Source organism: Nitrospina sp. 32_T5 (assembly GCF_052156635.1).
Taxonomy (GTDB): Bacteria; Nitrospinota; Nitrospinia; order Nitrospinales; family Nitrospinaceae; genus Nitrospina.
The window spans coordinates 948,488-973,736 of the sequence record NZ_JBQKUO010000001.1 but is presented as its reverse complement, the minus strand read 5'-3'; the positions used below and the strand labels follow the sequence as shown (position 1 = coordinate 973,736).

27 protein-coding genes are annotated in these 25,249 nt (G+C 57.7%); 4 read left to right on the top strand and 23 right to left on the bottom strand.

From position 1 onward, the window contains the following. Nucleotides 1–3: 3 nt before the first annotated feature. The 5 genes from ACTRW9_RS04580 to ACTRW9_RS04560 form a co-directional block, all read right to left on the bottom strand. Nucleotides 4–999: an electron transfer flavoprotein subunit alpha/FixB family protein gene (locus ACTRW9_RS04580; protein ID WP_442428462.1), complete on the bottom strand. Its 996-nt coding sequence runs from the start codon at nt 997–999 to the stop codon at nt 4–6. 205 nt (nt 1,000–1,204) lie between these two features. Then, nucleotides 1,205–1,633, bottom strand: a complete 429-nt coding sequence (locus tag ACTRW9_RS04575; RefSeq protein ID WP_442426947.1) for an OsmC family protein — start codon at nt 1,631–1,633, stop codon at nt 1,205–1,207. 167 nt (nt 1,634–1,800) lie between these two features. Beyond that, entirely contained in the window at nt 1,801–2,358 is a 558-nt protein-coding gene (locus ACTRW9_RS04570; RefSeq protein ID WP_442428461.1) for a response regulator, read from the bottom strand. An 82-nt stretch (nt 2,359–2,440) separates the two neighbouring features. Further along, nucleotides 2,441–3,550: a saccharopine dehydrogenase C-terminal domain-containing protein gene (locus ACTRW9_RS04565; protein WP_442428460.1), complete on the bottom strand. Its 1,110-nt coding sequence runs from the start codon at nt 3,548–3,550 to the stop codon at nt 2,441–2,443. 856 nt (nt 3,551–4,406) lie between these two features. Further along, a complete protein-coding gene (locus tag ACTRW9_RS04560) occupies nt 4,407–5,195 on the bottom strand; it encodes an electron transfer flavoprotein subunit beta/FixA family protein (RefSeq protein ID WP_442428459.1) in 789 nt (262 codons plus the stop codon). 113 nt (nt 5,196–5,308) lie between these two features. Here ACTRW9_RS04560 and ACTRW9_RS04555 point away from each other — a divergent pair, with 113 nt between their 5' ends. Together ACTRW9_RS04555 and ACTRW9_RS04550 are read left to right on the top strand one after the other, a co-directional pair. After that, nucleotides 5,309–6,898 carry a hypothetical protein gene (locus ACTRW9_RS04555; RefSeq protein WP_442428458.1) on the top strand — a complete coding sequence of 530 codons (1,590 nt, stop codon included), beginning with the start codon at nt 5,309–5,311 and terminating at the stop codon, nt 6,896–6,898. An 81-nt stretch (nt 6,899–6,979) separates the two neighbouring features. Further along, nucleotides 6,980–7,261 carry a hypothetical protein gene (locus tag ACTRW9_RS04550; protein WP_442426942.1) on the top strand — a complete coding sequence of 94 codons (282 nt, stop codon included), beginning with the start codon at nt 6,980–6,982 and terminating at the stop codon, nt 7,259–7,261. 3 nt (nt 7,262–7,264) lie between these two features. Here ACTRW9_RS04550 and ACTRW9_RS04545 read toward each other — a convergent pair whose 3' ends face one another. Both ACTRW9_RS04545 and ACTRW9_RS04540 read right to left on the bottom strand, forming a co-directional pair. Beyond that, nucleotides 7,265–7,780, bottom strand: a complete 516-nt coding sequence (locus ACTRW9_RS04545; protein ID WP_442428457.1) for a hypothetical protein — start codon at nt 7,778–7,780, stop codon at nt 7,265–7,267. 80 nt (nt 7,781–7,860) lie between these two features. After that, a complete protein-coding gene (locus ACTRW9_RS04540) occupies nt 7,861–8,220 on the bottom strand; it encodes a hypothetical protein (RefSeq protein ID WP_442428456.1) in 360 nt (119 codons plus the stop codon). 329 nt (nt 8,221–8,549) lie between these two features. Between ACTRW9_RS04540 and ACTRW9_RS04535 the strand changes: the two genes are divergently transcribed. Beyond that, nucleotides 8,550–9,431, top strand: coding sequence for an XRE family transcriptional regulator (locus ACTRW9_RS04535; RefSeq protein ID WP_442428455.1), 882 nt, complete (start codon nt 8,550–8,552; stop codon nt 9,429–9,431). Nucleotides 9,432–9,504: 73 nt separating this feature from the next. On the opposite strand, the gene ACTRW9_RS04530 is transcribed toward ACTRW9_RS04535, so the two are convergent. The 16 genes from ACTRW9_RS04530 to ACTRW9_RS04455 form a co-directional block, all read right to left on the bottom strand. Next, on the bottom strand, nt 9,505–9,996 hold the full coding sequence (locus ACTRW9_RS04530; RefSeq protein WP_442428454.1) for a hypothetical protein: 492 nt from the start codon (nt 9,994–9,996) through the stop codon (nt 9,505–9,507). A gap of 41 nt (nt 9,997–10,037) precedes the next feature. After that, complete coding sequence (locus tag ACTRW9_RS04525; RefSeq protein WP_442428453.1) at nt 10,038–11,189, bottom strand: hypothetical protein; 1,152 nt, start codon at nt 11,187–11,189, stop codon at nt 10,038–10,040. 15 nt (nt 11,190–11,204) lie between these two features. After that, nucleotides 11,205–11,651: a hypothetical protein gene (locus tag ACTRW9_RS04520; RefSeq protein ID WP_442428452.1), complete on the bottom strand. Its 447-nt coding sequence runs from the start codon at nt 11,649–11,651 to the stop codon at nt 11,205–11,207. Nucleotides 11,652–11,653: 2 nt separating this feature from the next. Next, nucleotides 11,654–12,007, bottom strand: a complete 354-nt coding sequence (locus ACTRW9_RS04515; protein ID WP_442428451.1) for a hypothetical protein — start codon at nt 12,005–12,007, stop codon at nt 11,654–11,656. 99 nt (nt 12,008–12,106) lie between these two features. After that, entirely contained in the window at nt 12,107–15,136 is a 3,030-nt protein-coding gene (locus ACTRW9_RS04510) for a hypothetical protein (protein WP_442428450.1), read from the bottom strand. 18 nt (nt 15,137–15,154) lie between these two features. Then, complete coding sequence (locus ACTRW9_RS04505; protein WP_442428449.1) at nt 15,155–15,472, bottom strand: hypothetical protein; 318 nt, start codon at nt 15,470–15,472, stop codon at nt 15,155–15,157. Between the two features lie 4 nt (nt 15,473–15,476). After that, nucleotides 15,477–15,851 (bottom strand): hypothetical protein, encoded by a 375-nt coding sequence (locus ACTRW9_RS04500; protein ID WP_442428448.1) that lies wholly within the window; start codon nt 15,849–15,851, stop codon nt 15,477–15,479. Then, a complete protein-coding gene (locus ACTRW9_RS04495) occupies nt 15,848–16,528 on the bottom strand; it encodes a head-tail connector protein (protein WP_442428447.1) in 681 nt (226 codons plus the stop codon). The genes ACTRW9_RS04500 and ACTRW9_RS04495 overlap by 4 nt, the downstream gene beginning before the upstream one ends. A gap of 101 nt (nt 16,529–16,629) precedes the next feature. Next, the gene (locus tag ACTRW9_RS04490; protein ID WP_442428446.1) at nt 16,630–17,019 is read right to left on the bottom strand and encodes a hypothetical protein; all 390 of its coding nucleotides are present in this window, start codon (nt 17,017–17,019) and stop codon (nt 16,630–16,632) included. A 175-nt stretch (nt 17,020–17,194) separates the two neighbouring features. Further along, nucleotides 17,195–18,385, bottom strand: a complete 1,191-nt coding sequence (locus ACTRW9_RS04485; protein ID WP_442428445.1) for a phage major capsid protein — start codon at nt 18,383–18,385, stop codon at nt 17,195–17,197. Nucleotides 18,386–18,449: 64 nt separating this feature from the next. Next, complete coding sequence (locus ACTRW9_RS04480) at nt 18,450–18,977, bottom strand: HK97 family phage prohead protease (RefSeq protein WP_442428444.1); 528 nt, start codon at nt 18,975–18,977, stop codon at nt 18,450–18,452. A 67-nt stretch (nt 18,978–19,044) separates the two neighbouring features. Then, nucleotides 19,045–20,286 (bottom strand): phage portal protein, encoded by a 1,242-nt coding sequence (locus tag ACTRW9_RS04475; protein WP_442428443.1) that lies wholly within the window; start codon nt 20,284–20,286, stop codon nt 19,045–19,047. A gap of 214 nt (nt 20,287–20,500) precedes the next feature. Then, complete coding sequence (gene terL, locus ACTRW9_RS04470) at nt 20,501–21,145, bottom strand: phage terminase large subunit (protein ID WP_442428489.1); 645 nt, start codon at nt 21,143–21,145, stop codon at nt 20,501–20,503. Between the two features lie 833 nt (nt 21,146–21,978). After that, nucleotides 21,979–22,431: a hypothetical protein gene (locus ACTRW9_RS04465; protein WP_442428442.1), complete on the bottom strand. Its 453-nt coding sequence runs from the start codon at nt 22,429–22,431 to the stop codon at nt 21,979–21,981. Beyond that, nucleotides 22,424–22,813: a hypothetical protein gene (locus ACTRW9_RS04460; protein WP_442428441.1), complete on the bottom strand. Its 390-nt coding sequence runs from the start codon at nt 22,811–22,813 to the stop codon at nt 22,424–22,426. Before ACTRW9_RS04460 ends, ACTRW9_RS04465 begins: the two co-directional genes overlap by 8 nt. 116 nt (nt 22,814–22,929) lie before the next feature. Then, nucleotides 22,930–23,118 (bottom strand): hypothetical protein, encoded by a 189-nt coding sequence (locus ACTRW9_RS04455; RefSeq protein WP_442428440.1) that lies wholly within the window; start codon nt 23,116–23,118, stop codon nt 22,930–22,932. Nucleotides 23,119–23,621: 503 nt separating this feature from the next. On the opposite strand from ACTRW9_RS04455, the gene dnaA reads away from it, so the two are divergent. After that, on the top strand, nt 23,622–25,013 hold the full coding sequence (gene dnaA / locus ACTRW9_RS04450; RefSeq protein WP_442428439.1) for a chromosomal replication initiator protein DnaA: 1,392 nt from the start codon (nt 23,622–23,624) through the stop codon (nt 25,011–25,013). The last annotated feature ends 236 nt before the right edge of the window (nt 25,014–25,249 follow it).

Here is a 25,249-nt window from a genome sequence, read left to right as displayed (position 1 = left end):
GGATCACTTTTGCAGGACTTTTTTGAATTCCGCCGTCATCACAGGAAGGATTTCCAGCACGTCACCCACGATGCCGTAATCGGCGACGTCGAAGATCGGCGCGTTGGGGTCCTTGTTGATGGCGACGATGCAGCGCGACGAGGACATCCCGGCCAGGTGTTGCACGGCGCCGGAGATGCCGCAGGCGATATAGAGGTCGGGGGAAACCGTCCGGCCCGTCTGCCCGACCTGGTTGGAGTACTCGCGCCAGCCGTTGTCCACCACCGGTCGGCTGGCACCCACCGCCGCGCCCAGCAATTCGGCCAGTTCTTCCAGCAGGGAAAAGTTTTCCGGCTTCTGCATGCCCATGCCGCCAGATACGATGATACGGGCTTCGGTGATATCAAGCTTGCGTCCGGCGGCCTGCACCACTTCCTTCACTTTCAGACGGAGGCCGTTTTCCGCGATGTCCGCTGTGACCGGCTCAACCGACACGGCATCGCCGGGGGTGGTCTCACCGGGACGGAATACGTTGGGTCGGAGCGTGAGAATGCAGGGCCGGGTGTCGCCGAACTGGAAGGTGATGTGCGCCTTGCCCGCGTACACCGGGCGGCGGGCTTTCACCACCCCGCCTTCGCCATGGAGTTCAATGCAGTCGGTGGCCAGGCCCGCACCCAGTTTGGCGGCAAGAGCCGGGGCCAGTTCCTTGCCGTGGTTGGTGGCGCCCATCATGACCACGTCGGGCTTTTCCGACTGGATCCCGGGGACAAGCGCTTCCACCAGCGCAAGGCTGTTGAAGGTTTCCAATGCCGCATGCTGAATGTGGAGTACCCGCGCGACACCGCAGGTGGCAACATCTTCCGGAATTTCGGCACCGGGTGCGGTGGCCACCACGGCCGTCACCGTCGCACCCAGTTCACCGCCCAGGGTCTGGCCCGCATGGAGCGCTTCCAGGCTGACCGGTTTCACCTGACCGCCCAGCACCTCCGCCAGAACCCAGATCTGTTTGCCCTCGCTCATGGCTCTCCTCTTGATTGAAATTCACAATCCCATTCGGGGCACCCCGCCAGCGAGCCTATTCTAAACGGAACCGGGCCCGTTCGGGGCGATTTTTTATAATGCCATTTTGGGCATCCTAAATATCTGCCACTTCAACCGGGTGCCTGAAAAATAAAAACCCCGGGAACTTGCGTTTCCGGGGTTTTTTGGGAACTGAAAAAAAAGTTTACTTCTTGAGAGTGGCCTGAAGTGTGATCTCCGGGCCCGCCAGTGCCTTGGACACCGGGCAACCGACTTTGGCGGCTTCCGCGATTTCCTGGAACTTGGCGTCATCGATGTCCGGGATGGTGGCTTCCATAACGAGATCGATCTGGGTGATGCCGAAGCCCCCTTCGACCTGGTTCAGGTGAACCGTTGCCGTGGTGGCCACCGACTCGGGCGTGAACCCGCTCTTTCCCAGAGTGGCGGAAAACGCCATGGAGTAGCAACCCGCATGTGCGGCGGCGATCAGCTCTTCGGGGTTGGTGCCGTCTCCGGATTCAAACCGGGAAGGAAACGAAAAGGGTCCCTCGTAGGCACCGCTTCCGAGTTTCATGGTTCCTTTCCCCTCTTTCAAACTTCCGTTCCAGCGTGCAGATGATTTTCTTTCAGGCATGGTTCTCCTCTCCAGAAAAGAAATAAATATTTATTGGGAGTATTTAAAGATTTGTATCTGATGGGTTGACCTGTCCAAGGTTATATTTTTAGAGGAAGGAATGGGTAAAAAGATTTATTTTAGGCGCATTTTTTTAGCCTCGTTCGGAGTGCGGGCATTTTCAGGGGTCAGGGAATATGCAGGATTTCCTTTATTTTCCTCATAAACTGCAATTTGGTATAGGGTTTAGGCAAAATGCCGTCGCACCCGGCCTGGCGGATGGCCTCCAGGTCCGAATCCCGGCACAAACCGGTGAGGGCGATGATTTGGGCCGGAAACCGTTTCTGCACCGATTCCATCCTGCGGATGGCTCGAGTGGCGGCCAGCCCATCCATTTTGGGCATTCGCATGTCCATGAAAACAAAGGGAAAGGGATCCCTTTGAAACTTGTCCACCACTTCCATCCCGTCGCTGGCAAACTCCACCATGAACGGAAAGGCATTCATATAGTACTTGATCAACAACTGCTGCTCCGGGGAATCCTCGGCAACCAGCACACGCACCGATTGAATGGGCATCGGCGCCATCCCGGGCTGGCCTGTCCGGTCCTGCAGGGGGGTGGAGGCGGGAGCGTCCAGAATATTTCCCGGGGACCCGAAATCCAAGGGGCAGCTGTCCAGCCGCTGCACCGGGATCTGGTTTTTTTTTCCAAAAATACCCGTATCCGCTTTTTTAAATCCGGACAAGACCGTTTCCCTCGGGCCGCAAATCTTTCTGGACATCATATGGATACCGGGGCCTCCCTTGGAATCCGCCCCCTCCCTGAGCTCATGCTTCAAACTCGGGAAAGTCGGTGCCCGGCCGGGATTCCTGGTCGTCGTACATGGCACCGTTACGGGTTTTGAAAAACAGATCCAGCGGGATGGTTTCCTGCTGCAGAAATCCGTTTTGCGGCAGGTCCCCATTGGAAACGAGTTCGACCACCGCACAAACGGAAGCCGCAGTGGTCCAGGAAATGGCGCGCCAGTGGTTGCCCGCAATTTTTCGCGGGTAATAACTGCGCACAAACTCCGCCCGGCCCAGTTTTTTGTTCCGCCAGCCTTCCACCGCCGCATACACGAACACCACGTCGTCGTTCACCGGCGGCTTGGCGTTGACCAGGATTTCCCCGGCCATTCTGCGGTCGTTGCGCAAGTGCAGTTCGTTGAAGAAAAACCGCATCAGTTTGTTGTGCCCGGGGTAGCGGATGGTTTTGTAATTCAACCGTTCCACCTTGCCGTCGTAGGCCTCGCACATGGTGCCGAGACCGCCTGAGGTGGAAAACGCCTCCAGTTGCATGCCGTCGATCACCACGGTCTCCAGGTTTTCCATCGCCGGAACCTGCGCGCACTGTCCGTCCTGGATGACATCGCAGTCGTTCAGGTATTCATTCACCACCCCCTCCGGCGACCAGTTGAAGGCGTAACCCAACAGCCCGCTGGGATTTTGCGGCAAGGCACCGACGCGCAGTTCGATGCTCCTCAATTTTTTGAAGGTCTTGGCAAGCTCCGCACCGACAATGCTGATGTACCCCGGGGCCAGCCCGCATTGGGGCGCAAGAATCCCTTTGCCCTTTCGGGCCATTTTACGGATTGCCGCCGTGGTGGCCACGTCTTCCGTCAAATCAAAATAATGTATTCCCAGGGAGTGGGCGCACTCGGCCACCGCTGTGTTCAGGTCATAAGGCAAGCACGACACCACCGCGTCATGACCGCGCATCTGCTTACGCAAGGTCGCAACCCGGGTCGCGTTTCCCTGCTTCACCGCAAACGGCAGGTCCTCATGAGTTTCGCTGTCCAACCCTGTTACAACGAAACCGGATTCATGAAGCAGGATGCCCACCAGTCGGCCCACTTTTCCCAGGCCAACCACAAGCACCGACTCGATTTTGCGATTCATATCCTAAACCCGAACCCAATGAAATTCATGGCTGATCATACCTATATTGTATGATTATTCATAAATCGATGTCTGGAATTTCACCCAGAATCCACAGATTTTTTTACTGTAAGGAGCCGCGTTTCCTTATCGGAAATCCGGAAAATCGCCCTTAGCCTAAAATGCTGAATGTTTTACGGATAGAACAAATATCATTTGGTATTTTTGGCATGATTTCTGCTTAATTTAACGCAATTGAACTATTTTCAAAGGAAACCTGGAACCATGTTGAACGGACAGATTTTCAACGCATCCTCATTCAAGCGGAATCAGCCCAAATATCTCAAAGCCGTCGCTCTTCTTGCCCTGTTGACCGTTCTTTTCATGGGGACCTCGAATCCGGTTTCAGTCTCCGACTACACCAAAACGATGAACAGTTCGGTTGCCTCCCGGAACTGACCCCCGGGAGCTTCATTCCCTGAAGTCGGGAATGACCATTGGTTCTCAGTCCATCTCCTGCTCACCTGCACGGACTCTCCTTTGTATAGACTTCAAACCTCCATGTAAAAAGGGGGAGGCTGGGGCCTCCCCCGGATTACACTTCCTCACCCGACTTTTTCCCAATTAAAATTTTCCCGGTGGCAAAAACAAGGAAAGGTTCAGGATCGACTCAAATTCAAAAAACTCGCCCGCGGCACCCAGAGTCAACAGGAACAAATAAAAGATCAGCGATCCCCATCCCCACCTGGCAAGCTTATTGTGTCGGACCGGGTCTGAAGCTGAGGGAAGGGCGTTGCGGGAGGAAGCAGGAGGGTCTTTGCCGGAAGGGTCCATGGACTTTTGCCCGATTTGGAAAGAGGGAGAACGTGGCCGTCGGTCACACCACTTTGATTTCGTCCCGCAGGATTCCAACCAGCTTTGAACTGATTTCCTGCGGACTGCCTTCCAGCATCACGCCTTTCTTGCGTGCGGGGGGTTTGGCCAGGTCCACCTGCGTGATGTGATTGGCCGCCGCTCCCTGTGTCGCGGGATCGAACCCGATCGCAGCCGCATCGAGCACGGCGATCTCTTTTTTCTTTGCGGCCATGATGCCTTTGAGCGACGGCAGCCGTGGTTCGTTCAGGCCTTTCTGACAGGTCAGCACAGCGGGCAGGGGCGTCTCGATGATTTCCGACCCGCCTTCGATCTGCCGGGTCACCTCGGCACTTTTCTTGTCGTCCGCGAGGGTCAGTTTGGTGATGACGGAAACGAACGGCAGACCGAGCAACACCGCCAGCGACGGACCCACCTGCGCCATGTCGTCGTCCACCGCCTGGCGGCCGCACAGGATGAGGTCGTGGTCGAGCGTGCGGATGCCCGCCGCCAGTACCTGTGCCACGCCCAGCGAATCCAGTCCCTCGAACGCCGGATCGAGCAGGTGCACCGCCTTGTCCGCACCCATGGCCAGTCCCCTGCGAAGGGTGTCCTTGAAATTGTCCGGCCCCATGCTGATGAGCGTCACCGTGCTTTCGCCGTCGCTTTCCTTGATGCGCACCGCTTCTTCCACCGCGAATTCGTCGTAAGGATTGAGCACGCGCGGCAGGCCTTCACTCTGCACCTTGCCGTCCTTGATTTCGATCGCCGCTCCGGTGTCGATCACCTGCTTGACGCATACGAGGATGTTCACTGTCGTCTCCGTCTGAATTGAAGGTTTCCGTTCAGTTTTGTTGGAAATTATCCCACGCTTGCCTGAAAATGTTAACAGCCAAAGTCAACCCGTCAACCCCTGAACAACCGCCTTTGCCGAATCCAACTCCAATCCAGCACCACAACACGCCACCGGGCCCCGGCGAAACGCCGGCTCCCGCCCGTCCGGCAGCCGAAAAGCACCTCATCCTCTGGGCGCGGGCATTCATTTACGTGTGGGCCGTCGCCTGGTTTTCGCTGGTGAGCGCCGACCCGGACCTGTGGGGCCACATCCACTTCGGTAAAGAAATCGTCGAACAGGCTGCGGTGCACGACACCAATCCGCACTCCTACACGGCGGAGGGTTACCGCTGGATCAACCACGAATGGTTGATGGAGGTGATCTTCTACGGCATCTATGCGGCGGCGGATTCCACCGGTCTCATTCTGGCCAAGCTGGGCCTGGGTATTTACATCATACATTTGCTGTCCGGGTTGCACTTCGCGCGATCGCGGAATGTCACCGTGTACCTCGGCCTGTTCCTGCTGGCGGTGCCGGCGATGTCCGCTGGCTTCATGACGCGCCCGCACCTGGCGACGTTCCTGTTTCTCACCTGGATGGTCGTCGTGCTTCAGAAATTTTTCGACGGCAACCAGCGTGTGATCCTCTGGATGCCGCTGATTTTCCTGGGATGGGTGAACAGCCACGGCGGGGTGGTCGCGGGTCTGGGCATCTTCGGCCTCATCACATTCATCGAGGTGGCGCGCGGATGGAAATCCGGAGAGCGCGCCCCACGTCTGCTGGTGAATATTTTCGTCCTGTGCTGCGCTGCGGTTTTGATGCATCCCAACCATTACAAGCTGTGGGTGTTCTTTTACGAATCGCTCGGCCGCGAGAGGGTCATCACCGAATGGATGCCGGTGCCGCTATGGACCACCGATTACATTCATTACAAATTCCTGGCGGCACTGTTTGTTGTGAGCTGGTTTTTGCCAACGAAAAAACGCGTCTGGGAAATCGCGGTACTGACCGTGGCCCTGGTTTACGGATTCAAGCACCAGCGCCACACGGTGCTGGCGGTCATCCTGTTGCTGCCGTACCTTTCCATGCAGTACAGCCTGATGCTGGGCAGGCTGGATTTCAGGCCGCACTACGTTAGGTTGTCCAACCATTTCCGCTGGGCGGCGCAGGCGGTGCTGCTGGTGTTCATGATATTTTTCCTGATCAACCGCTGGCAGTTGTTTTCCGGCAACAATTACAAAATCTGGGTCGAGGCCAGCGTGTATCCAACGTACGCCGCCCGTTTCATGCAGGCCAACGGTCTATCCGGCAACACGGTGGTGCCCTTCGACTGGGGCGAGTACTGGATCTGGAAATTTCCGCAGGCGAAGGTGTCGATCGACGGCCGCTTCCGCACGGCCTACCCGCAGAGCACCATCGATTTGAACGCCGCATTTGCTACAGGCAGATCAAAGGGGGACCGCTTGCTCACTGACTTTCCAACGCAGTTCGTGTTGACGGGACATCATGAAGCGGCACACCGGGCCATGGAAGGCAAGCCCGGCTGGGTGAAGATCTACCAGGACCCCATCTCCAAAATCTTCGTCCGGAAAACGAAGCCACCTTCCCCGGAGTTGGAAAAGCATCGCAAAGGAGGGCTGATCGACCCCACCTCCCCCGTCCCTTACGAGTTTCCGGGCTGATATGAAATTTCACCGGGTGTCCGGTTCAAGTTGAAATAGAAGCAGGACGGGCGCAGAATGGATGAAAGGAAGGAGTCTGGTATGAACAGCGTCATTCTGGGCGTTTTCGGGGGGCTCATCGTTCTGCTCGTGGTGCTGGTTGTGCAGAACACCATCGGGCCGATCGTCGCCCTGGGCCTGGGTTTTCTGGTGCCGCCCGTGATCGGGATTCTGACCGGATACATGATCGGCGCGGGCACCACCCTGCAGCGCAAACGCAGCCCGGTTTTCTTCTGGACCTACTTCACCCTGTTCACCGTGCTGGGCGCGGTCATTCTCTACATCGGGCTCATTGCCACACCATCCCCCGAAGTCACTCCCTGAGTCTCACCGAATCCGTTCCTCGATTTTTTTGAGCGCGGCTTTGATGTGGTCGGCGAGCGCCTGGCTGGATATGCGCATCACCTGCGCCGCTTTTTTCTTTTTGAGCCCGCCGTAAAACACCAGGCACACCGCGGTCAACTGCTTGTCGGTCAGCGCCGCGTCGTTGAGGTCGATGGACGCCGACTTTAGATGAGAGTAGTCCGGCCGCGGCTGATAACCGCCCACCGGCGCGTCCCACAACCCCGTGTTCACCAGCGCCTCCAGGATCTCCGGAGACGTCGGCCGAAGGTGGTTGTCGGTTTCATCCATCGCATCGGCGACAAACTCCGCGTCGGTGGCTTGCGCTTGCCTGCCATCACCCGCCCCTTGCACAACCGCGAGCGGGTAACGTTTCAGAAACGAACCGACGCCCCACTCCATCAACTCGAACCGGTAATGGTACTGGCACAGAGGCATTCCGTTGCGGACAAGTTTGCCCACGCCCTCGCCGCCCGCACCGGACAGGGTCACCGATTCCACTTCCCCCCAGCAGGGTTTTTGGGACCACCGTCCCACTTCACATGATTTTGGTTTCCGTTGTTCCCCTTTCATAGACCGCCTCAATGCGCCTCCCTGTTTCGCAGGTACTGTTGAAATTGGTTTTCGTCGCCCTGCACATACAACCGGAACCATTCCGGCGGACGGGGATCAGCGAGGTCGCGCATGCACTCCGGCGGCAAGCCGTCGCCCGCCCCGCGCACCGGAACACCGTTGACGTATTCTCGTCCCCCGCTGCTTTGCACCCGCCAGTACTCGCGGCCCAGCCGGAAATGAAACCACAGCTCATCGAGACTCGATCCTGCCTTGTATTGAACGTTACCGCAGTAAAAACATTTGAGGCCTGCTTCGAATGGAGCGAGTCCTCGCCGGCCGCAACCCTTTTTCACCGTCTCCCCGGTCTCCAGGGTGATCACCGTCACCGCACAGCGCAGCAGCCTCCGGCCTGGTGTACGGGATACGCGCAACTTCCGGATTTTAAGGTGCCTCGAGAGGTCCCCCGGATGTGCAGCGGTCCCCTCCGCAGGTTGCGCGGAAGAACATCCGGGCGTCACCGGCCCGGTGTTATAATGACGGACTTTTTCCGGTTGCGGTTTCAACGGTATCATTCCTTTATCCGGTCGCATGACAACTCCATTTTTATCTTTTTAATACAGGCCCATTGCAACTGAAGGGGACTTTTGTCCTTTCTTGTGTTATAGTGTGGGAAGTTTGTCCTCTTGTCAACGGATATTTTGGGAATGCCTAATTTATGAACAAGGTGTTGAAACGAATCGAAACCCTGCAGAACGGAGAGCCGCTCACCGGCTTCTGCCAGGACACCGGTGTCAATTACGAGAAGCTGAAGAAATGTTTTCAACGCGACACCCTGCCGGACACGGAAACGCTGGCCAAAATCGCAACGCACTTCCGTCTCGATCTGCAATGGATGGTGTCAAGTACCGGAGGAGCGTCTCGACTGCACACGCGCATCGGCAAGAACCTTAAAGAATGCCGAAACATGAAGGGCTGGTCGGTGGACGAATGCGCCTCGCGCATCGGCATTCCGGGCCACGTGCTCGGCCACTACGAAAGGGGAAAGGTAATCTTGTCATTCGACTTCCTGCAGGAGGCCGCGCGCAGGCTGAAGGTCGATTTGCATGCGCTTTTGTCGGAGGACCGGGGCTGGACGGTGCAGGTGCCGGACCTCAAAGTGTTCCAGACGACAAACACGTCTGTTGCGCCGAAGATGGCAAGCGAGGATTACGTTTCCATTCCGCTCACCGGCTCCGCCATCGCCGCAGGGCACCCGATCATTCAGGAAAACAATATCGAGGATTACGTCCTGCTCCACGTCCGTGCGGCGGGCAAACGCACCAACCTGGTGGCCAGCCGGGTCGACGGCGATTCCATGGAACCGATGCTGTCTTCGGGGGACATCGTGGTGATCGACCGCAACGACAGGAAAATCGTGAAGAACAAGATTTACGCCATCTTTTACGATGACGGGTTGACCGCGAAGTACCTCGAACGCAAAAAAACCCTGCTCATCCTGCGGCCGATCAATCCCACCGCCGACGTGCAGATCGTCGATCTGCACGAGAACCCCGACCCCATCGTCGGCCGCGTCATCGGCGCGTGGAAGGAGCTTTAGTAGCAGTAATTAAGCTACTCATTCCCTGAAGGAAGACTCGATCGGTCCCTCACCTGAATAAAGCCGTATCAATTTACAGTTCCGCCGGCCAGGTCACATCCCTTGCCGCATCGAAACCAATCTTTTCGTTGATGGTCAGACGGGGCAGGGTGGCGATTGCAGACTCCGCCGCCCGGCGCACGCTTTTCACCCAGGCGTTGGCCGCCAGCAGGGCATCCAGCTCCGCCTGTTCCACGGCGGTGAACGACCCGTTGGTGATGCGGTTGAGCAACAACTCATTCGACCGCGCCAGCATGCGGTCTTTCATCGTGCTGTCGTACACCGCACCGACTCTCCGGTCGGCTTCCTGCCGGATCGCGGTTTCCAACTCCGCCACCGAAGGCACATAGGGCGCGATGCTGTTCCCCGCGCTCACCCACGCATCCAATGCCTGCCAGTGCCGGTTGGCCGGATCGGAGGAGACGATCATCTCCTTGCCATCCTCCACAACCTCCACACTGCCGTCTTGCAGGAAGCGCGCCGATTCGATCTCCGCTTGAACCACATCCGGCCACGCACAAAACATGATTAACCAGAATTTCTTTTCATGATTCTTTCTTTTTTAACTTATAATTCCGCATCGCAGGCAAATAATTCATCTTCCTTCACCACCGCCGGATTACCTGCATTGGCGCCGGTGAACCCATTGAGCCGAAGCCACACGCCCTGGGTTGTAACACTTGAGGCAGTAATAACAGAGGAGGATCCGGTTTTATCGCCGACCGAAACTTCTTCCAGTACCGGAGTCGAGTCTTTTAGGATCAACGTGCATGGGGCTCTCATGGGCGGTTTCAACACTGTACCCAAGGTCACCTCAGTAGGGGAATGCCAACCGCCAGTCATTCCAAGCCCAAACCGACGGTAATAGCGTTCGGCCAGACCCAACTCCACACTTGGCGCACGCTCTTCAAACGGGGTACCCACACCGCCAGCTTCAAGCTGAACTTGGGCAATGTCTATGGTTCCGCCGAAATTATTCTCCCACACAAAGCGCACACCCAGAAAATCGTCCCCATTAATGCCAAGGTTTTTACCGAAAATTGATTCCAGCTTGTACGTCGCGGTACATCTCTGCCACACCGTTGTGAGATTACAGGTGGCAGAAGTTGTATCAACCTGCGTTGAAGTCGTGCCCCCAGTGCCAAAGTTTTGTCGCAGGTTAACGCGCAAGTTACGTGCAGAATCAGCCCGCGCATAGTAAGTCAGGGTTGCCGTTCTACCCGCTAGAGTGCGCACCGATTCAATATACTGGTGCAACTCAGGCGGCGCTCCATTCCCTCCAGCCTTTTCCATTGATAGAAAATACTGCGGCTCGCCGGGAACATCGGTTTGACCCAACGTAAATATTTGTCGAGAATACACCGTGGTGTTGCCGACGCCGCCATACAGTTTCCATCGGTCGGGACCGTACCCGCCGTTGGGGTTGGCAAAGCTGGTCCCCCGTTGCCACAGGCGAAAATCCCCATTGATAACCACATTTTTCCACTCTCCAGAAATAACAGGGTTTTGGATTCCGAAAGAATCCAGAGCCATCAGGTTACCATCGGTTTGAAAATACAGCTTGCGTTTGCCGGAGGGCGGATTGGAAGGGGGCGTGGCCTGTTCTGAAAACATCACACTTTCATCCGCTTCCAGGTCACCCTTGTAAGTGATGGCGCCGGCCGGCCCGGCCCACGCCAGCACCATCGCGACGCTGCCAACAATCAAAAAACGTTTCATGATGAGATCACTCCTTTAAGGAAGGGGTTGAGGGGAGTAGTGAATGGTGAGGGAGATTTCTGAACCCGCCACCGTAGATCCCACACCTTTCACTTTAAGACCGAAGTCTTCCAGCGTGGAAAAGTTGAGCCCGGTGACTGCCACAGCGCCGCTTTGGTTTCCGGCCGAAAGGGAGGCAACCTTATTCTGCTCGACACCGTTTTTAAGCACATCGATGGAAAACGCCGCGCCTTGGGGAGCCTGACGGGCAAACAGGGATATCTTGCTGATGGTTACGGCGACTTCGAAACGGAGCCCGTCATACACGACTTCCTGGTCGATGGCCGCGCCGCCCAGATGCACGCTCAGGGTCTGCGCCGCCGTTTCGTCCAGTTTGTCAGCCCAACTCGTCACGTCCGAAGACCACGAAATACTCCCGGTATCGGGTTGGGTGAGATTCAATCGGGGGGTTTGTGTCGGCATGATTACTGTCTCGCGTAAGTGTGTTCGATGGTGATCTGCAGCGAATCGCCCGCGCCCTTGTTCTTTACTGGAAAGGTGATGCGGGAAAGCAGACTGCCGCCCGAGACGGCGTTCAGCAGGCCAACCTCCGTCAGCGCACCCGTACCAACGCCGGGACCGAAGTCGGCGACGTACACGACCTTTTTGGCCGAACGCGTTTTGGAAGTGAAGGCGACGCGCGCTAGTTCGGTTTCAAGCGAGGTATCGCCCGGCGACTCAACGGTCTGACCCGTCCCCACCGCCATGTGGCTCATCGTCGCCTCGCCCTGTTCCGCAAGCTGGTCGGCGATGTGTTGCAGTCCGGAATCTACAATCATGGGTGTGTCTCCTTTTTATAATGGTTAACCGTTCCTTCACCGAGCCGTCGGCCGCGGTGAGGGTGAAGGTCACACGCTCTTCTTCAATCAACCCGCCGTTCACAGCGCCACCTTGCCACCCCAGCCGGTATCACCCCAGCCCTGCACACCCCAGCCGTCGGCATCGTTGGTGAATGCGCCATCGGCAACCGCCAGGGTTTCTGTAAAAGAGGGAGCGTACTGCGTAAGGGACGACCACGTTTCGCCAGCAAAGGCGGTATCGATAAAGTCTGAGCGGGTGGATTCAGCCGGGAACAACCGCAGAGTGATCAACAGGGTGTGCAGGCGCCCTTCCCTGCCAGAGGCCAGCCGTTGCGAGCCTGGCAGGACCTGTCCCAGCATCCACGCACTCCCCAGGTCCGATTGAAACTCGACGATATCGCCCGGTTCCAGCTCCAGGTGGTTCGGGAAGACTTCGATCTCAACCAGGGTGTTGGGCCTTGTGGACTCGCCCAGATAAAACCGGGCGAGGTCATCCGCCTGCTCCGCTGCCTGGGTCCAGTCAAAATCGAATTCACCGGGATGCTCCTGCTGTCCGTAAAGCGAAATGGAGGCGGCATTGGATACGGAGGTCCAGCCCCGCCGCACACCCTCCACCCAGTCTCGGTGGTAACGCAGTTCGATGTGGTTGGCGATATCGTCAAAAGGTGTACGCTGAAACCGCATGCGCGGCAGGCCCGTTTTAGGATCGCGAACCACATCGTTGTCAGTTAGCGTTTTGACATGCAGACCGACCACGGCGTCGAATTCGTTGAGCGGACAAAATTTTAGCCTTACTCTGCCTTCCGCATCCCAGGAAAGGGCGCACCGGCTCTCTTTCATCCACTGCCGCCACAAATCACGAAGCGGCTTCTTCTTGTCAACAATGCCGGCCAGTTGGTATCCACCGGACACCGCAGCAGCCAGGGCCGTCCCCCCGCTGTTGAAGGACGCGTCGTCTAAATCCAATGCATCCAGTGAAGCCGGGTTCAGCAAGGACCAGCGGAACAGGTGATCGGGACGTTCAAGGACGGCGTTGGGCGTACCGGTGATCGTGCCCGCCGCGTCGTCTTTCACACCCTCAACCTCGGCACTCACCGCATCGGTGGTCACGAGCCTCCTCCGTGCGAATTCGATTTCGAACGCAACGTGGATGATGAATGCCGTTCTGCCGTCCTGCGTACCTGTGTATTCGATCTCCACCACACGATTGGTGAACCAGTTCCAGTCGCGGTTGACCAGCCCCGTGATGTCGAAAAGGTTGATGACGGTCTGCGTTGTCTTGTCGGTCACCGCACTCATTGCGGGCGACGAACCGTGCTGGCTGACGTTGCCGCCTTTCACCGTGTCGAGTCCGTTGCCCTGCGTCGCGGGATTCGGCGGATAAAACAGGGTGCGCTCGACCGTCAGTGCATCGAACCACATTGACCCGTTGTTGATTTTGAAACTCCAAGTGTTCCCACCGGGCCCGCTGGAGACGGTGAACGTTTGCGTGTAATCGAAATCGCCTCGTGTGGGGTTGAAGGTGCCAACGGTGCGCACGTCCGCGCCATCGACAAACGTCACAACCGGGTTGGTGCCGGTGAAGGTGATCGACTTGAAACGCCAGGTGACGCGGTACTCCGCGCTCAGCACGTTTCCCGAAGGCGGCGAGGGAAAGGTGATCGGGATGGAAAACGGGCCGACGTCAGCCGGACCCGTCACCTTATGATCGCCGCCGGGTCCACTGCTCGCCCCCTGCACGATGATGTGGTCGGCTTCCGACGTCGCGCCGTGCAGGTGGTCGGGGTTGTTGACCGGAAAGCCCAACGTATCAAGATGCGTGTGGGTGATGTCCGTCGAGCCCGAAGTCAACGCTCCTTCGTCCGCAGACGGAGGCGACAACACCCCCACCTGGCCCAGGCCTTCAAAGCGGGCGAACACGCTATCGTTCGGCAGTTTTTCCTCGACGAAATGCTCGACGCGCAGGAACACCTTGTTGATCTCGCCGATCGCAGGCATGGCGTCGGTCTGTTGCAATTTTAATAAAGGTTGAAACTGGTTGATCCGCGCGTACTGCGTTTTCCCGCCGGGATCCATGGCCTTGATGGCGTCCACCGCCGTGTTGCCTGCCGCCACCGTATCGAATTGCGCCTGCAGAAACCGTGTGTCGATGGATTGCGTCCGGCGCGGCTTTTCAGTGAACACCACCTCTCCCTTACTGACATCGATGCTGTAGCTGGCCGGATCAGCGGGCACACCCGCGACCTGCACGTTGCGGATATCCGCAATGGGGTAAGCCGGGTCGGAGAACAGGTAGCGGTGATCGGTCACCCACTCCAGCACTTCATCGCCCGCATAATGATAATCGTTGACGCCGCTGCACCCGGTGAACGCGGTGGGGGTGGTGCCGGTGTAAGCGATGTTGTCTTGGTTCACCACCAGAGTACCGGATTCGGGAAAGCCACCGGTATCGGCGACGTCCAGCGTGGTGGCTCCCGGGGAGGCGACCGAGGTCATGCGTGTGGTTCGAGTTTTCCTCACCAGCACACCGGGAGCCCGGTCCACCCGGCCGAACACGATGGGACACATCCGCCCCAGGTTCTTCTCCGGTGCCTGAGGGTAATCGGTTAAATTGATGGCACGCCCGAAATGAATGCGTCCGAAATACTCATGTAAATTTACAAGGCGAAGGCGGCAAAATGCGGGGTCGTACTCAATGGGATCCACCAGCCGCCCGGTGAGAAGCGGCACCAGATCGTTCTCATCCAGACCCGCCTCCTCGAACCAGTGATAGAGGGTCACCGTCGCTGCTTCCGGCGGATAGATTTCAAACAGGTCGGAGAAACGCTCCGCTTTTTCCGCGAACACCGCCGGTGCGTTGATCAGCGTGAGGTGCACGTCCGGATACGATTCCGGAGTCGGTCCGCCGGTCCTGCGGTTGTCGAGTTCGCCCCAGTCGGCCACCAGCGCCAGCCAGGTTTCCTGACCGGTGGACATTGACCGGTCGGCCAGCCGCACCGTCAGCGGTGGGTAGCCGTTGACGGCGGACCAGTCGATTTTCAGCAAATGCACCGGCTGTTGTGCGGTCTGGTTTTTGGCCGTATCGAATGTGGGAGGGAAGGTACGCATGAAGAAAGATGAATTGGGTTATTGAAGGGAATGGTTGCCGCTGTTCATCAAACGAAGGCGGTCGTGAATGGAAACGCTGTCCTGTTTCTTGCGGCGGTGGCATTCTTCACGAACACGCGCCTGTATGATCTGCATCAAAGCGGCCTCCCAGTCAGGCGTCTTCTTGAGTTCGCGGTAGAAGTCGGTGCGCAACGAAACCGGTTGGGTGAATGCGGGAGTCCCGTCTTTCAACTTCACCATCACCGGAAACACAAACGTGTGCCCCACTTCCTGAATGCCTTCCACCTGCACGTCAAACGTAAGGTCTTCCAATCGGGTGTTCTGCCAGTCGATCATGGGATTATTCCTTTCTGAGAACGATGCTTCCGGAAAAGCGTTCCGGCACGGTTTCTTCAAACTCGAATTCATTCATCCAGCGCACGAGGTGCACCACCCCCTGGGGGTCTACATACTGAAACGTGTGAAAGGACTTCCGCACGGCCTGGAAAAAGGTTTTGAGCGCTTCATGATCGGCGGGGGGGATGCGGTCGAACACCAGCTCCCACTGCTCGCGCAGGCTTCCGGTGTCCTGTAAGTGCAGAACGCCGCCTGCCGTTTCGCCCGTTACCTGCGAGGGATATGCCGTGGTCTTCTTCAATGGAAAGCGCGGCGCCTTGCCGGGAATCCATTGCGCGGTGGGTGCGGCCTGGGTCGGGTAATAAAACGCGAGGCTCATCGTATTCCTCTCAATCCGAACAAGCGGAACGGTTGCCACAACGCTTCCACCTGCGCGGGAAGATGGTGGCGGTTCATGGCAGAGAGGCCCGTCACCTCCTCACCGGATTCAAACAGCCACTTCTGGTTGGCATAAAGCAGTTGCGCCCAGACAAGGATGCCCTGCTTGATCGGTTCCGGCACCGCCGCAGCCGCGCCGTACCCGGCGACGAACTCGATCTCCACCGCGTTCGCATTCCGCAGACCGGATGGCCAGGACGCACCCTGGTTGAGCACGAGCCGTCCCGGTTGGGAGGCCGTATCGACGAAATACTTCATGCTGTCGAACGTTGTCGGTTGATGATCTGCATCGTAGGTTTTGAGGAAGCTCACCGACTGCAACGGCGGCAGGGGCAGGTTAATGACGGGCGAGGCGGCATCGAAAGAATCAACAGGCAGGTCGAAGTGTCCGGAAGAAGGCGTGTTTTTCCGGTTGGTGCGGGGGAATCCGTCGAGCCACAGGGTCCACGTCTGGGTGACGAGCGGCCGGCCGGTCCACGCTTCGCAGGCGCGGCGCACGCTGGCGAGGATCCGCGTGATAAGCACGTCGTCATCGGATGACGTCACCTTCAGGTACGCCTTGACCTCGGAAAGGGAAAGCGGTTCTTCGGCGGGTGCGATTTTAAGGGTTCGGGCCATGGAAAAGGGTTCCTATATATAAGGAAAGGTTGTTATCGGGAAACCGCCCCTTTCCCTTCCTTTATAAGGAAGGGAAAGGGAGTCAGGAGGGGATTGCCCAATCACGCTATCGGGGCCTGGGCGGGGTGGCCGCGCAGGACGGTTCCTGCGGCCTGCACCGAAGGCGTGGTGCCGGCGATGGTGAGCACCGCACGGATGTAGCGCTTGCATCCTTTATAGCCGACGCGCTGGATGCTGTTGGCCGACAGGTTGGCGAGAGCGCCTTCCAGGTCGTCCGCTGCGACGGCGGTGTAGGTGACGTCGTCATCCGACTCCTCGACTTTCGGGGTGTAAACTTCATCCGTATCTGTGGTATCGGCGGCACCAGCACTGAACACGACCATGGCGGCGTCGTGGCCTTGCAGGTCCACGCCGGAGCCGTTGCTGCTGGCAGTGTACGCGGCGGGAGCAAGAGAGTTCACCGCGTCCACATTGCTTTTCATGTCTCGCATGTTGTCCTCCTGGGTTGGGAGATTTAAGAGTGAAAAGAAGAGATAATCATCGTTCACCCTCACCCCAGCCCGTCACTCAAAGAGTGCTCCCATCAAGGGAGAAGGGGTTTTAAAAGTTCCTTCTCCCCTTGCGGAAGAAGGCCAGGATGAGGGGTATAAATAATCCCTTCCCTGCCTACGCGGCGATTTTCTGGATGACCAGGGCTTCGAAGTTGGTGACGTCGCCGCCGGTGCGCTTGGTCGTGTAGAACAGCACAAAGGGTTTGGCGCTGAACGGATCGCGCAGCACACGCACGCCGGAACGGTCGACAATCGTGTATGCCTGCTTCCAGTCGCCGAATGCGATGGGCAAAGCGTTGGCGGAAACCGACGGCATGTCCTCCATGCGTTCGATCGGGTGACCCAGCAGCATCTGCGGTTCGCCTTCCTTCAAACCCGGTTCCCAAAGGTAACTGCCGCCGCCGTCTTTCAGCTTGGAGATGACCTCGATGGTGGAACGCGACATGATCCAGCGCGCGTGGCGGATGTAAGGTGTCTTGAGCGCATAGAACGCGGCGCGCAAACCGTCCGCGGTGATCTGGCTGGCGTGGCCGGAGTTCACCTGCCGCACCTGGCCGGGATTCGTCGTGCCCGCGGGGTAGGTCAACAGGCCGCGCGGTTTGTCGATACCGTCTCCGTTGATGAACGCGGAGTTCTCGACGTACGACATCTTCGCCGCGATCTTGTGGCTGAGCCACTCCTCGACGTTGACGCGCGCGTCGTCGAGCAACTTCTGCGTCGCCTTGGGCATGGCGTACAGTTCATGAACCGGGATGCGCCGCACGCCGATGGTGGGCGTGTCGGTTTCACTCCGCACGCCGGTCTCGGAAGTCCAGCCGACTTCGGTGTCGCTCAGGTCTTCCGGAATCTCCAGCGCGTCGCTGGAGATGGTCTCGACCGCCGCCAGGTGACGGAGCGGCGAGCTTTCGGCGATCTGCGTGATGACGCGTTGCGAAATTTCCGACGTCACCCAGTAACCGCCCTGCGGATCGCTGTCCACCGAGAGCAGTTTGACCTCGTGCGGAGAAAGCGCGCCTTCGCCTTTGCGCAGGTAGGTGTGGATGGCCTGCTTGCGTTCGGGATCGACGTGGAAGGTGCTTGCGGGACCGCTGTCAAAGATCGGGCGGTTGAGTTGCGTTTCGATGCGCTCCATGCGGCTTTTGATTTCGTTCAGGTCCTGCACCTCGTGGCCGAGGCGGTCGACCTGGTTTCCGAGAAGCGGATCCTGGCGGCCTTTCTCCAGCTCGCTGAGACGCTGGTCGTTGCGCGTCTTGAATTCCTGGAAGGACCGGTTGATGTCGTGTACCAGTTGTTTGATGTCCTGCATGGGTGGGTCTCCTTGTGGATGGGAAATATGAAACTTCAATTGACGAAAGAGGAAGGAATGCGTTTCAGGCCCGCAACGTGCTGAGCAACGAATGAAGCGAGTCGGCAAGCGCCAGGGGGCCGTGTGTCTTGACCCGCGTCACGCCCGCTTCCGGGTTCATGGGAAATGTGACGAGGCTGTACTCGAGCAGGCGGATTTCTTTCAGGTGGCGCACGCGGAAGTCGTTGGCGTCGGTTTCCTCGCGCACCGTCTGGAAGCCGATGGAAAGTCCGGTGTGGCCGCCGATCTGCGCCGCCATCTTCATGAGGGAGTGACGCTCCCGCGCCGCCTGCACGTTGAGGTCGAGCTGGCCGCGCACGAACAGGCCGTGGTCGTCCTCGCGCGCTTCCAGGTTCCAGCCCACCTGCCTGGCCGGGTCGTGGTGATCGAGAATCGGCACGCGGCCGTGCGTTTCCAGCAGCGAGTGAAGGAACGCGCCTTTGTGCACGACGTCGAGGCCGAGGTCGACGTTGCCGAAGGTGGCGGCGTAGCCATGGAAGCGGCCGCTGTCCGACACGTCGTCGAGTTTGAATGCGAAGGATTTGTACTCCATATAAGAACACTCCAAAAGTGGCACGCCAAGCGTGAGCGGTTACAGGGGTGTGAGAAGCAGAAGTTATCTAATGAAGAGTGGGAGAGTCCGAATTGGAATGGGACTTTGGTTTTTGGCCAAGCGGGGTGAGGTTTTGCGGCAGGAAGAGGCGGTTGCCATCGGGCACGGCGTCGTAGCCCACCATCTCGCGCTTCTCGTTGAGGGTGAGGAAATGCGACTGCACGGCGCGCCGCCATAACGAGTCGCGGTCTTCGGAGAGGGCGTCGATGCGGTCGGCGTCGTAATCGAGAAACAGCCCGTCGCCGAACCGCGGCAAAAGCCAGTTGTTGAGCGCATCGCGCAGGCGCGTGAGCAGGGGCAGGACCACTTCCGTGTACAACGCCTTGCGCGCTTCCCGGCGGTTCTGGTAGGTGGCGGGTTGCAGGCCGATGAGTTCCGGCGGCACATTGTAGATCTGCGCGATCTGCAGGGCGCTGAAGCGCAGGCCGTCGATCCAGTCCATGTCGCGCGGCGAAAGGCCGATCTCTTTCCACTCGATGTCTTCTTCCAGCAACAGAGGCGTGCGCGCGTTGGCGATGCCCTGCACCTGGTCGCGCATCTCGTCCTTGAGACGCGCGTACTGTTCGTCGGTGAGACGCTTCTTCGAGACGAGCGCGCCGGAAGGCACGGCGGAGTTTTGCAACAAGGCCGCGTTCCATTTGTCGGACGCGTTCATCTTGTCCACCGAGAGCGCCGCCACCTGCACCGGCGAGAGGCCATACCAGTCGTCGAGCGGATGGAACAGTTTGAGGTGCAGCACCTGCTCCGGAGAAAAGCGCACCGTCTGCCCGCCCACCGTGTACTCGTAGCCGCGGATGAAGCGGGTGGGATCGGGCAGGATGGTGATGCGGTCCGGGCGCAGGGCGTAGAGTTCCGTCGGCGGGGTTTTGGTTTTGGCGGCGCGGCTCTCGGGTCCGACCGCTTCCACATACGCGTTGCCGGAAAGGTAAAGGTGGGCGACGCAACGCTCGATCAACTCGAATTTGCCCTGGAAGGGGTTCGACCGGTCGAGCAGTTTGAGGAGCGGGTGGGTGGAGAGTTCTTCCAGGTCGCCGTCGGCTTTGCGCTGGTAGAGCGACCACGGCACCCCGGCGGCGGCTTCGGCGATTTCCTTGACGCAGGCGTGGACGACGCTGTTCTGCATGTAGCCCTCGCGCGCCAGCGATTCGTAGCTGCCGCGGAGACCCGAGCCGGGACGCAGCGGCATGAGCAGGGTGAGCGCGCGCGTGGTGGCGCTGACTTTGCGTTGAAACCAGTCGGTGATGTTCATAAGAGAGGCGTTTCCGTCGGAGGAAGGTTGGAAAGTGAAACGGGAGGGGAGGGAGCAGAAGACCCTCAACCCGTCCTGCATACAGCAGACAGGACAAGGGGAATTTTGGCTAAACGGTTATGTAAAAGAGGGTTTGCGGATTTAAAAAGGAGGGTTCGGATAATGACTGGTTTCAAACTTTTGAAACCATTCCTTTTTAAAAAACCTGTTTCAATCACAACAACCGCACCCTCGGCCCGGAGTGGTGCGCCTGGGTGATGAGGGAGAAGGTCATTTCGAGGGCGTCGGGGCCGTCGTCGTGGTCGGCTTTGGGGAAGTAGCGGAGCTGGTCCAGGAGCTGGGTCTGGTGGCGGCGGAAGCGGATGACGCCGTTCTTGATCTGCGGCTGGATCTTGGTGATGCGCAACACTTTGTCCGTATTCGGGCGCAGGCCCTCGACAGGTAAATACAACCGCCGTTTCGCGCTCTCCTTTATAACGAGGTCCTTGAACAGTTCCTGAAACTGAATCTCCTCGATACCCAGCACGGTCAGCCCGTACCTTTTATGATAGGCGAACAGGTCTTCCATGATGGCGTCCGGGTGCCGCTTCTGGATGTCCGCTTCCAGCACGTCGATGCCGCCCTCCGCGTCCACGCCGGCGATGACGATGGCCGACGGGTCGGCTTTCTGCGACTGCTTGCCGAGTGACGGATCGACGGCGCCGTAAAATTCGGTGTATTCCCCGGCCGCCAGCTTCTGCGCCACCTCGTCTTCTTCCACGTAACGAAACCAATTTTCCTGGAACAGGCAGTCATCGGGATTGATCGGCTGGTTCTGTTTTTCAGAATCGAAGTACGCGGGCCCGTCGCTCACCCGCATCTTCATCAAATAGTAATAGTCCTCGACCTTCGGCCACAGCACCTCGGTGCCCACCAGCATCTCCTTTTTATGCTGTGAAAAAAACCGGTCCGCCTCCTTTTCCTTGCGCGCGGCGAACAGGTGTTCCCATTCCACCCACAACGGCGACGCCGACCACGCCATCACGGCGCGCCAGGTGTCGGCCTGCCAGCCGGGTCGCTTCAAGAGGTGCGCCAGTAAGGAATCGTAATGCAACAGCGTGCCGACGACGAGGTACACGGAGTAGCGTCCGCCGATCTTCATCAGCGCCTTGAAAAACCATTCGCGGTCTTTGGCGCGTTGCTCGGGCGAATCGATGTTCTCGTCGCTTTCCAGATCGTCACATATAATGAGGTCCGGCCTTCGATGACCGTGCCTGGCGCCGCGCATGGCCTTGCGTTTGCCCCAGCATTTGAGTTTGACGCCGTTGGCGGTGATGACCTGTCCCGATTTCCACGTCCTGCCTTCGCCGCAGGCTTTCGGGAAATCCTCGATGAGGCGTTCGTTGACCTCCAGTTCCGCCTTGATGAATTCGAGGAAGTCCGCCGCCTGTTCGGTGGTGTCCGACACCAGGCCGATGAACTTGCGTTTCTCTGTCGCGATGCACCACAACGGCAGGATCAGGGAGGTGATCGTCGATTTGGCGTGACCGCGCGGCGCCGCCTGGGCGATGCGGGAGGGGAACGATGCATGGCCGCGTTGTTTCGGCGACTGGGCGCGGTCGATCGCCTGCTGGAACCGCCGGTAGAAGTGGCGGTGCATCTTCGACGGTTTTTCCGTCAGGTAATGCGGGAAATAGGTTTCCGCGAAAAACTTCAGGTCCCGGCACGCCCGTTGCCGCCGTTCCTCCTTATGCCCGGCGCTGGTGCGTCCGAACGGGGTGATGGCGCGGCCGAGGGTGCGGCGGATGTCCGCGTAGCCGTTTGCCAGTCTGGAAATGTTTTTGAATCCTGCCACGTCTCTTTCACCTTTTCACCGATGGCTTCCAGATGGTCGCCGACGAACTGCGCCATCCCCTCTTCCCCGCGTTCCAGCAGAAACCGCACCACGGCGCGGAGCGCGTCGATAAGCAATGCCTCCTTGTCCGCCGCCTGTTCCTGCAGAAGCGTTTTGCGGATGTCGAGGATGTGGCCGACGTACATGCCGTGGATGCGGTGCAGCTGCACCTCTTCCGGCGCGTGGCGCAAAATCTCCTGGATCGATTGCCGCAGCGCCCCCACCTCTTCCAGCAGAACTACGAGAGTGGGATCAGGCCGGGCGTCAGTCATGGTTGTTTTCCGCGGCGCCGATGTTGCGGTTCACCACCCGGTTGAGTTCGTTGAGCTGTTTGAAGATCCTGCCGATGGCGCTTTCGGTGCGGCCGACGGTACGGTGAAAGCCGTCCTTGTGCACGAACTGCTCGTACAGGTATTTGTGATCGGCCAGACGCGAACGTTCCAGCAGTTCCAGGTCGCGCTCCAGTTTGTCGATGCGTTTTTCCAGCTCGCCGCCCCGTTCGTCGATCTTCGCTTTCAGTTCGGTTTTGACTTCGAGGAAGTGGCGGTCGTTCTCGGCGATGAGTTTTTTCATCAGCCAGCCCACCACCCAGATGCCCGCGGTGAGCAGGAGCGTGATGTAGGGCGTGAGGATTTGCAGGAACGAAAGGGTCATGGCTTCGGATTCAGGGGGTGGAATGATGGAAGAATGCTCGCGATCCTGCGGCGTGGCCGACACAGGAAGGAAGAAAAGAACAAACCCGGCCGGGAAAATTCGTATTCAATTTTTTTTTATCGAAACAGGTTTTTGGAAACGCCGGCACGCAAAGTGCCGAGACCGATGCCTTCCAGCAGGGTGTTGAAGTGCGGACTCGAGACCAGGTCGGTCAGCGACGCGTCACCCGTCATGAGATTGATAATCGAAATGGCGACCATCATCGCCGCGACCAGGTAGGTTTTTTTTCCTCGCAACCAGTTCATGATGTCTCCCTTAAATGATAAAAACCAAAAACAAATTGAAAGAGGCGGGAGGAACGGACCGGACGTTCCGGTCCGTTCCATATACAGGCAGGGGTCGTCTTGTGCGCGGCAAGACGGGTGAGGTGAAGAACCGGCAAACGGCCCGGGCTGTCGACGGGATCCCCGTGATCGCGCGTCCGCCTGCGTTCAGCCGTTGGCGACCGGTTTCTACCAACAGCGCACGGCCCAGGGTATAAAGCCTGTAACCTTATATTTTTGAATGTGTTCTGATACCAAAAAAGGAGGGGCGGGTTTTCCACAAATTGAACACCTGTGGAAAATATGTGAGTAACAAATTTTTAATCAGGCAATTAACCTGTTATTGCACGACTTATTTTTGAAAGAACTTTCTGCCCATTTTTTGTGGTTGAATTGGTTCAGACCGTTTTATATATTCAACGCGTTCTCTCCTCACATTTATATTTCGTCCACACGATTTTTCTCAAGTAGAAGGGGCTGGGTTTATGGACGCTCTATGGAAGAATTGTCTCGATCACATCGAACAGAAAATTCTTCCTGAAAACTTCAACACATGGTTCACCCCGCTTTATCCCTGCGCCAAAAACGAAAACACACTCACCCTGGTGGTTCCCAACCGTTTCTTTGAACGGTGTCTTAGGGAAAACTATTTGGAGTTGATTCAAGAGACGCTGGAAAATATCGCGAACAAGAAACTGGAAGTGTGTTTTCAGGTAAACGGTGTTTCAACCCCGTCCAACAGCAATGTAAATGGAAATGGAAACGGGCATCACCCCGTTTCGGCCCCGTCTGAAGCGGGAATGGAGACCCCTGCCCCTTCTTCACCACAAGTGGAAGTGGGTGAATCTCCGCGCGCGGAAAGTTTCCTGAACCCGAAGTACGCGTTCGACCGTTTTGTCATCGGGCCCAACAACCAGTTCGCCCACGCCGCCTGCCAGGCCGTGGCGCAGAAACCGGCGTACACCTACAATCCGTTGTTCCTGTACGGTGCGGTGGGTCTGGGAAAAACGCATCTGCTGCACGCCATCGGCAACCAGATTTCAAATCAGAACCCCAACCTGCGCGTCCGTTACATTTCCGCGGAACGCTTCACTGTCGACCTGATTGAATCGATCAAACGGGACAAGATGGCCGCGTTCCGGGAAAGGTACCGTCCGCTGGACGTGCTTCTCGTTGACGACATTCAGTTCATTGCGGGAAAGGAACGCACGCAGGAAGAGTTTTTCTACACGTTCAATTCGCTGTACGAGTACCACAAGCAGATCGTCGTTTCGAGCGACCGGTACCCCAAGGACATGAAGAACATCGAGGAGCGTCTGCGTTCGCGGTTCGAAAGCGGGCTCATCGCCGACATCATGCCGCCGGACCTCGAAACCAAAATGGCGATTCTTTACAAAAAGGCGGATTCCCATGAAAAGGAAATTTCGCAGGACGTCGCCATGTTCCTCGCCAACAACATCAAGTCGAACATCCGCGAGCTGGAGGGCATTCTCCTGCGCGTGATCGCCTACTCTTCTTTCACGCGGCGCGACATCGACCTGGATCTCGCCAAGGAAGTGTTGAAGGATTTCACGGTGGACAAGAACAAGAACTTCTCCATCGCCAACATCCAGAAAACCGTGGCGCAGTACTTCAGCATCCGGGTGTCCGACCTCAAGTCCAAAAAGCGGTCCCGGGACATCTCCATCCCCCGCCAGATCGCCATGTACATCTGCCGGGAATACACCCAGGCGTCGCTTCCGGAGATCGGCAGGCAATTCGGTGGAAAAGACCACACCACGGTCATTTTCTCCCACCGCAAGATTTCCTCGCTGGTCAAGGAAAACAACGAGATGACCGGGTCCATCCAGCAGATTCTGAACATCCTCGAAAGCTGAGCCATTCCTTAAAAATTTGTGGAAAACCTGGGCAAAATTTGTGTCCTAAAGGGACCCTATTCGGGTATAATTATATAAGGTACGAATCTGTCCCCACCCGCAATGCGTTCGAGGCGTTCGGCCACATGAGTTGTTCAATCAATTATTCCTTTAAATTCATTGATTTAGACTGATTTTCCACATTCCCACAGCGCCTTCTACAACAACTATCTTGTTATTTATTATTTCTCTCTGAT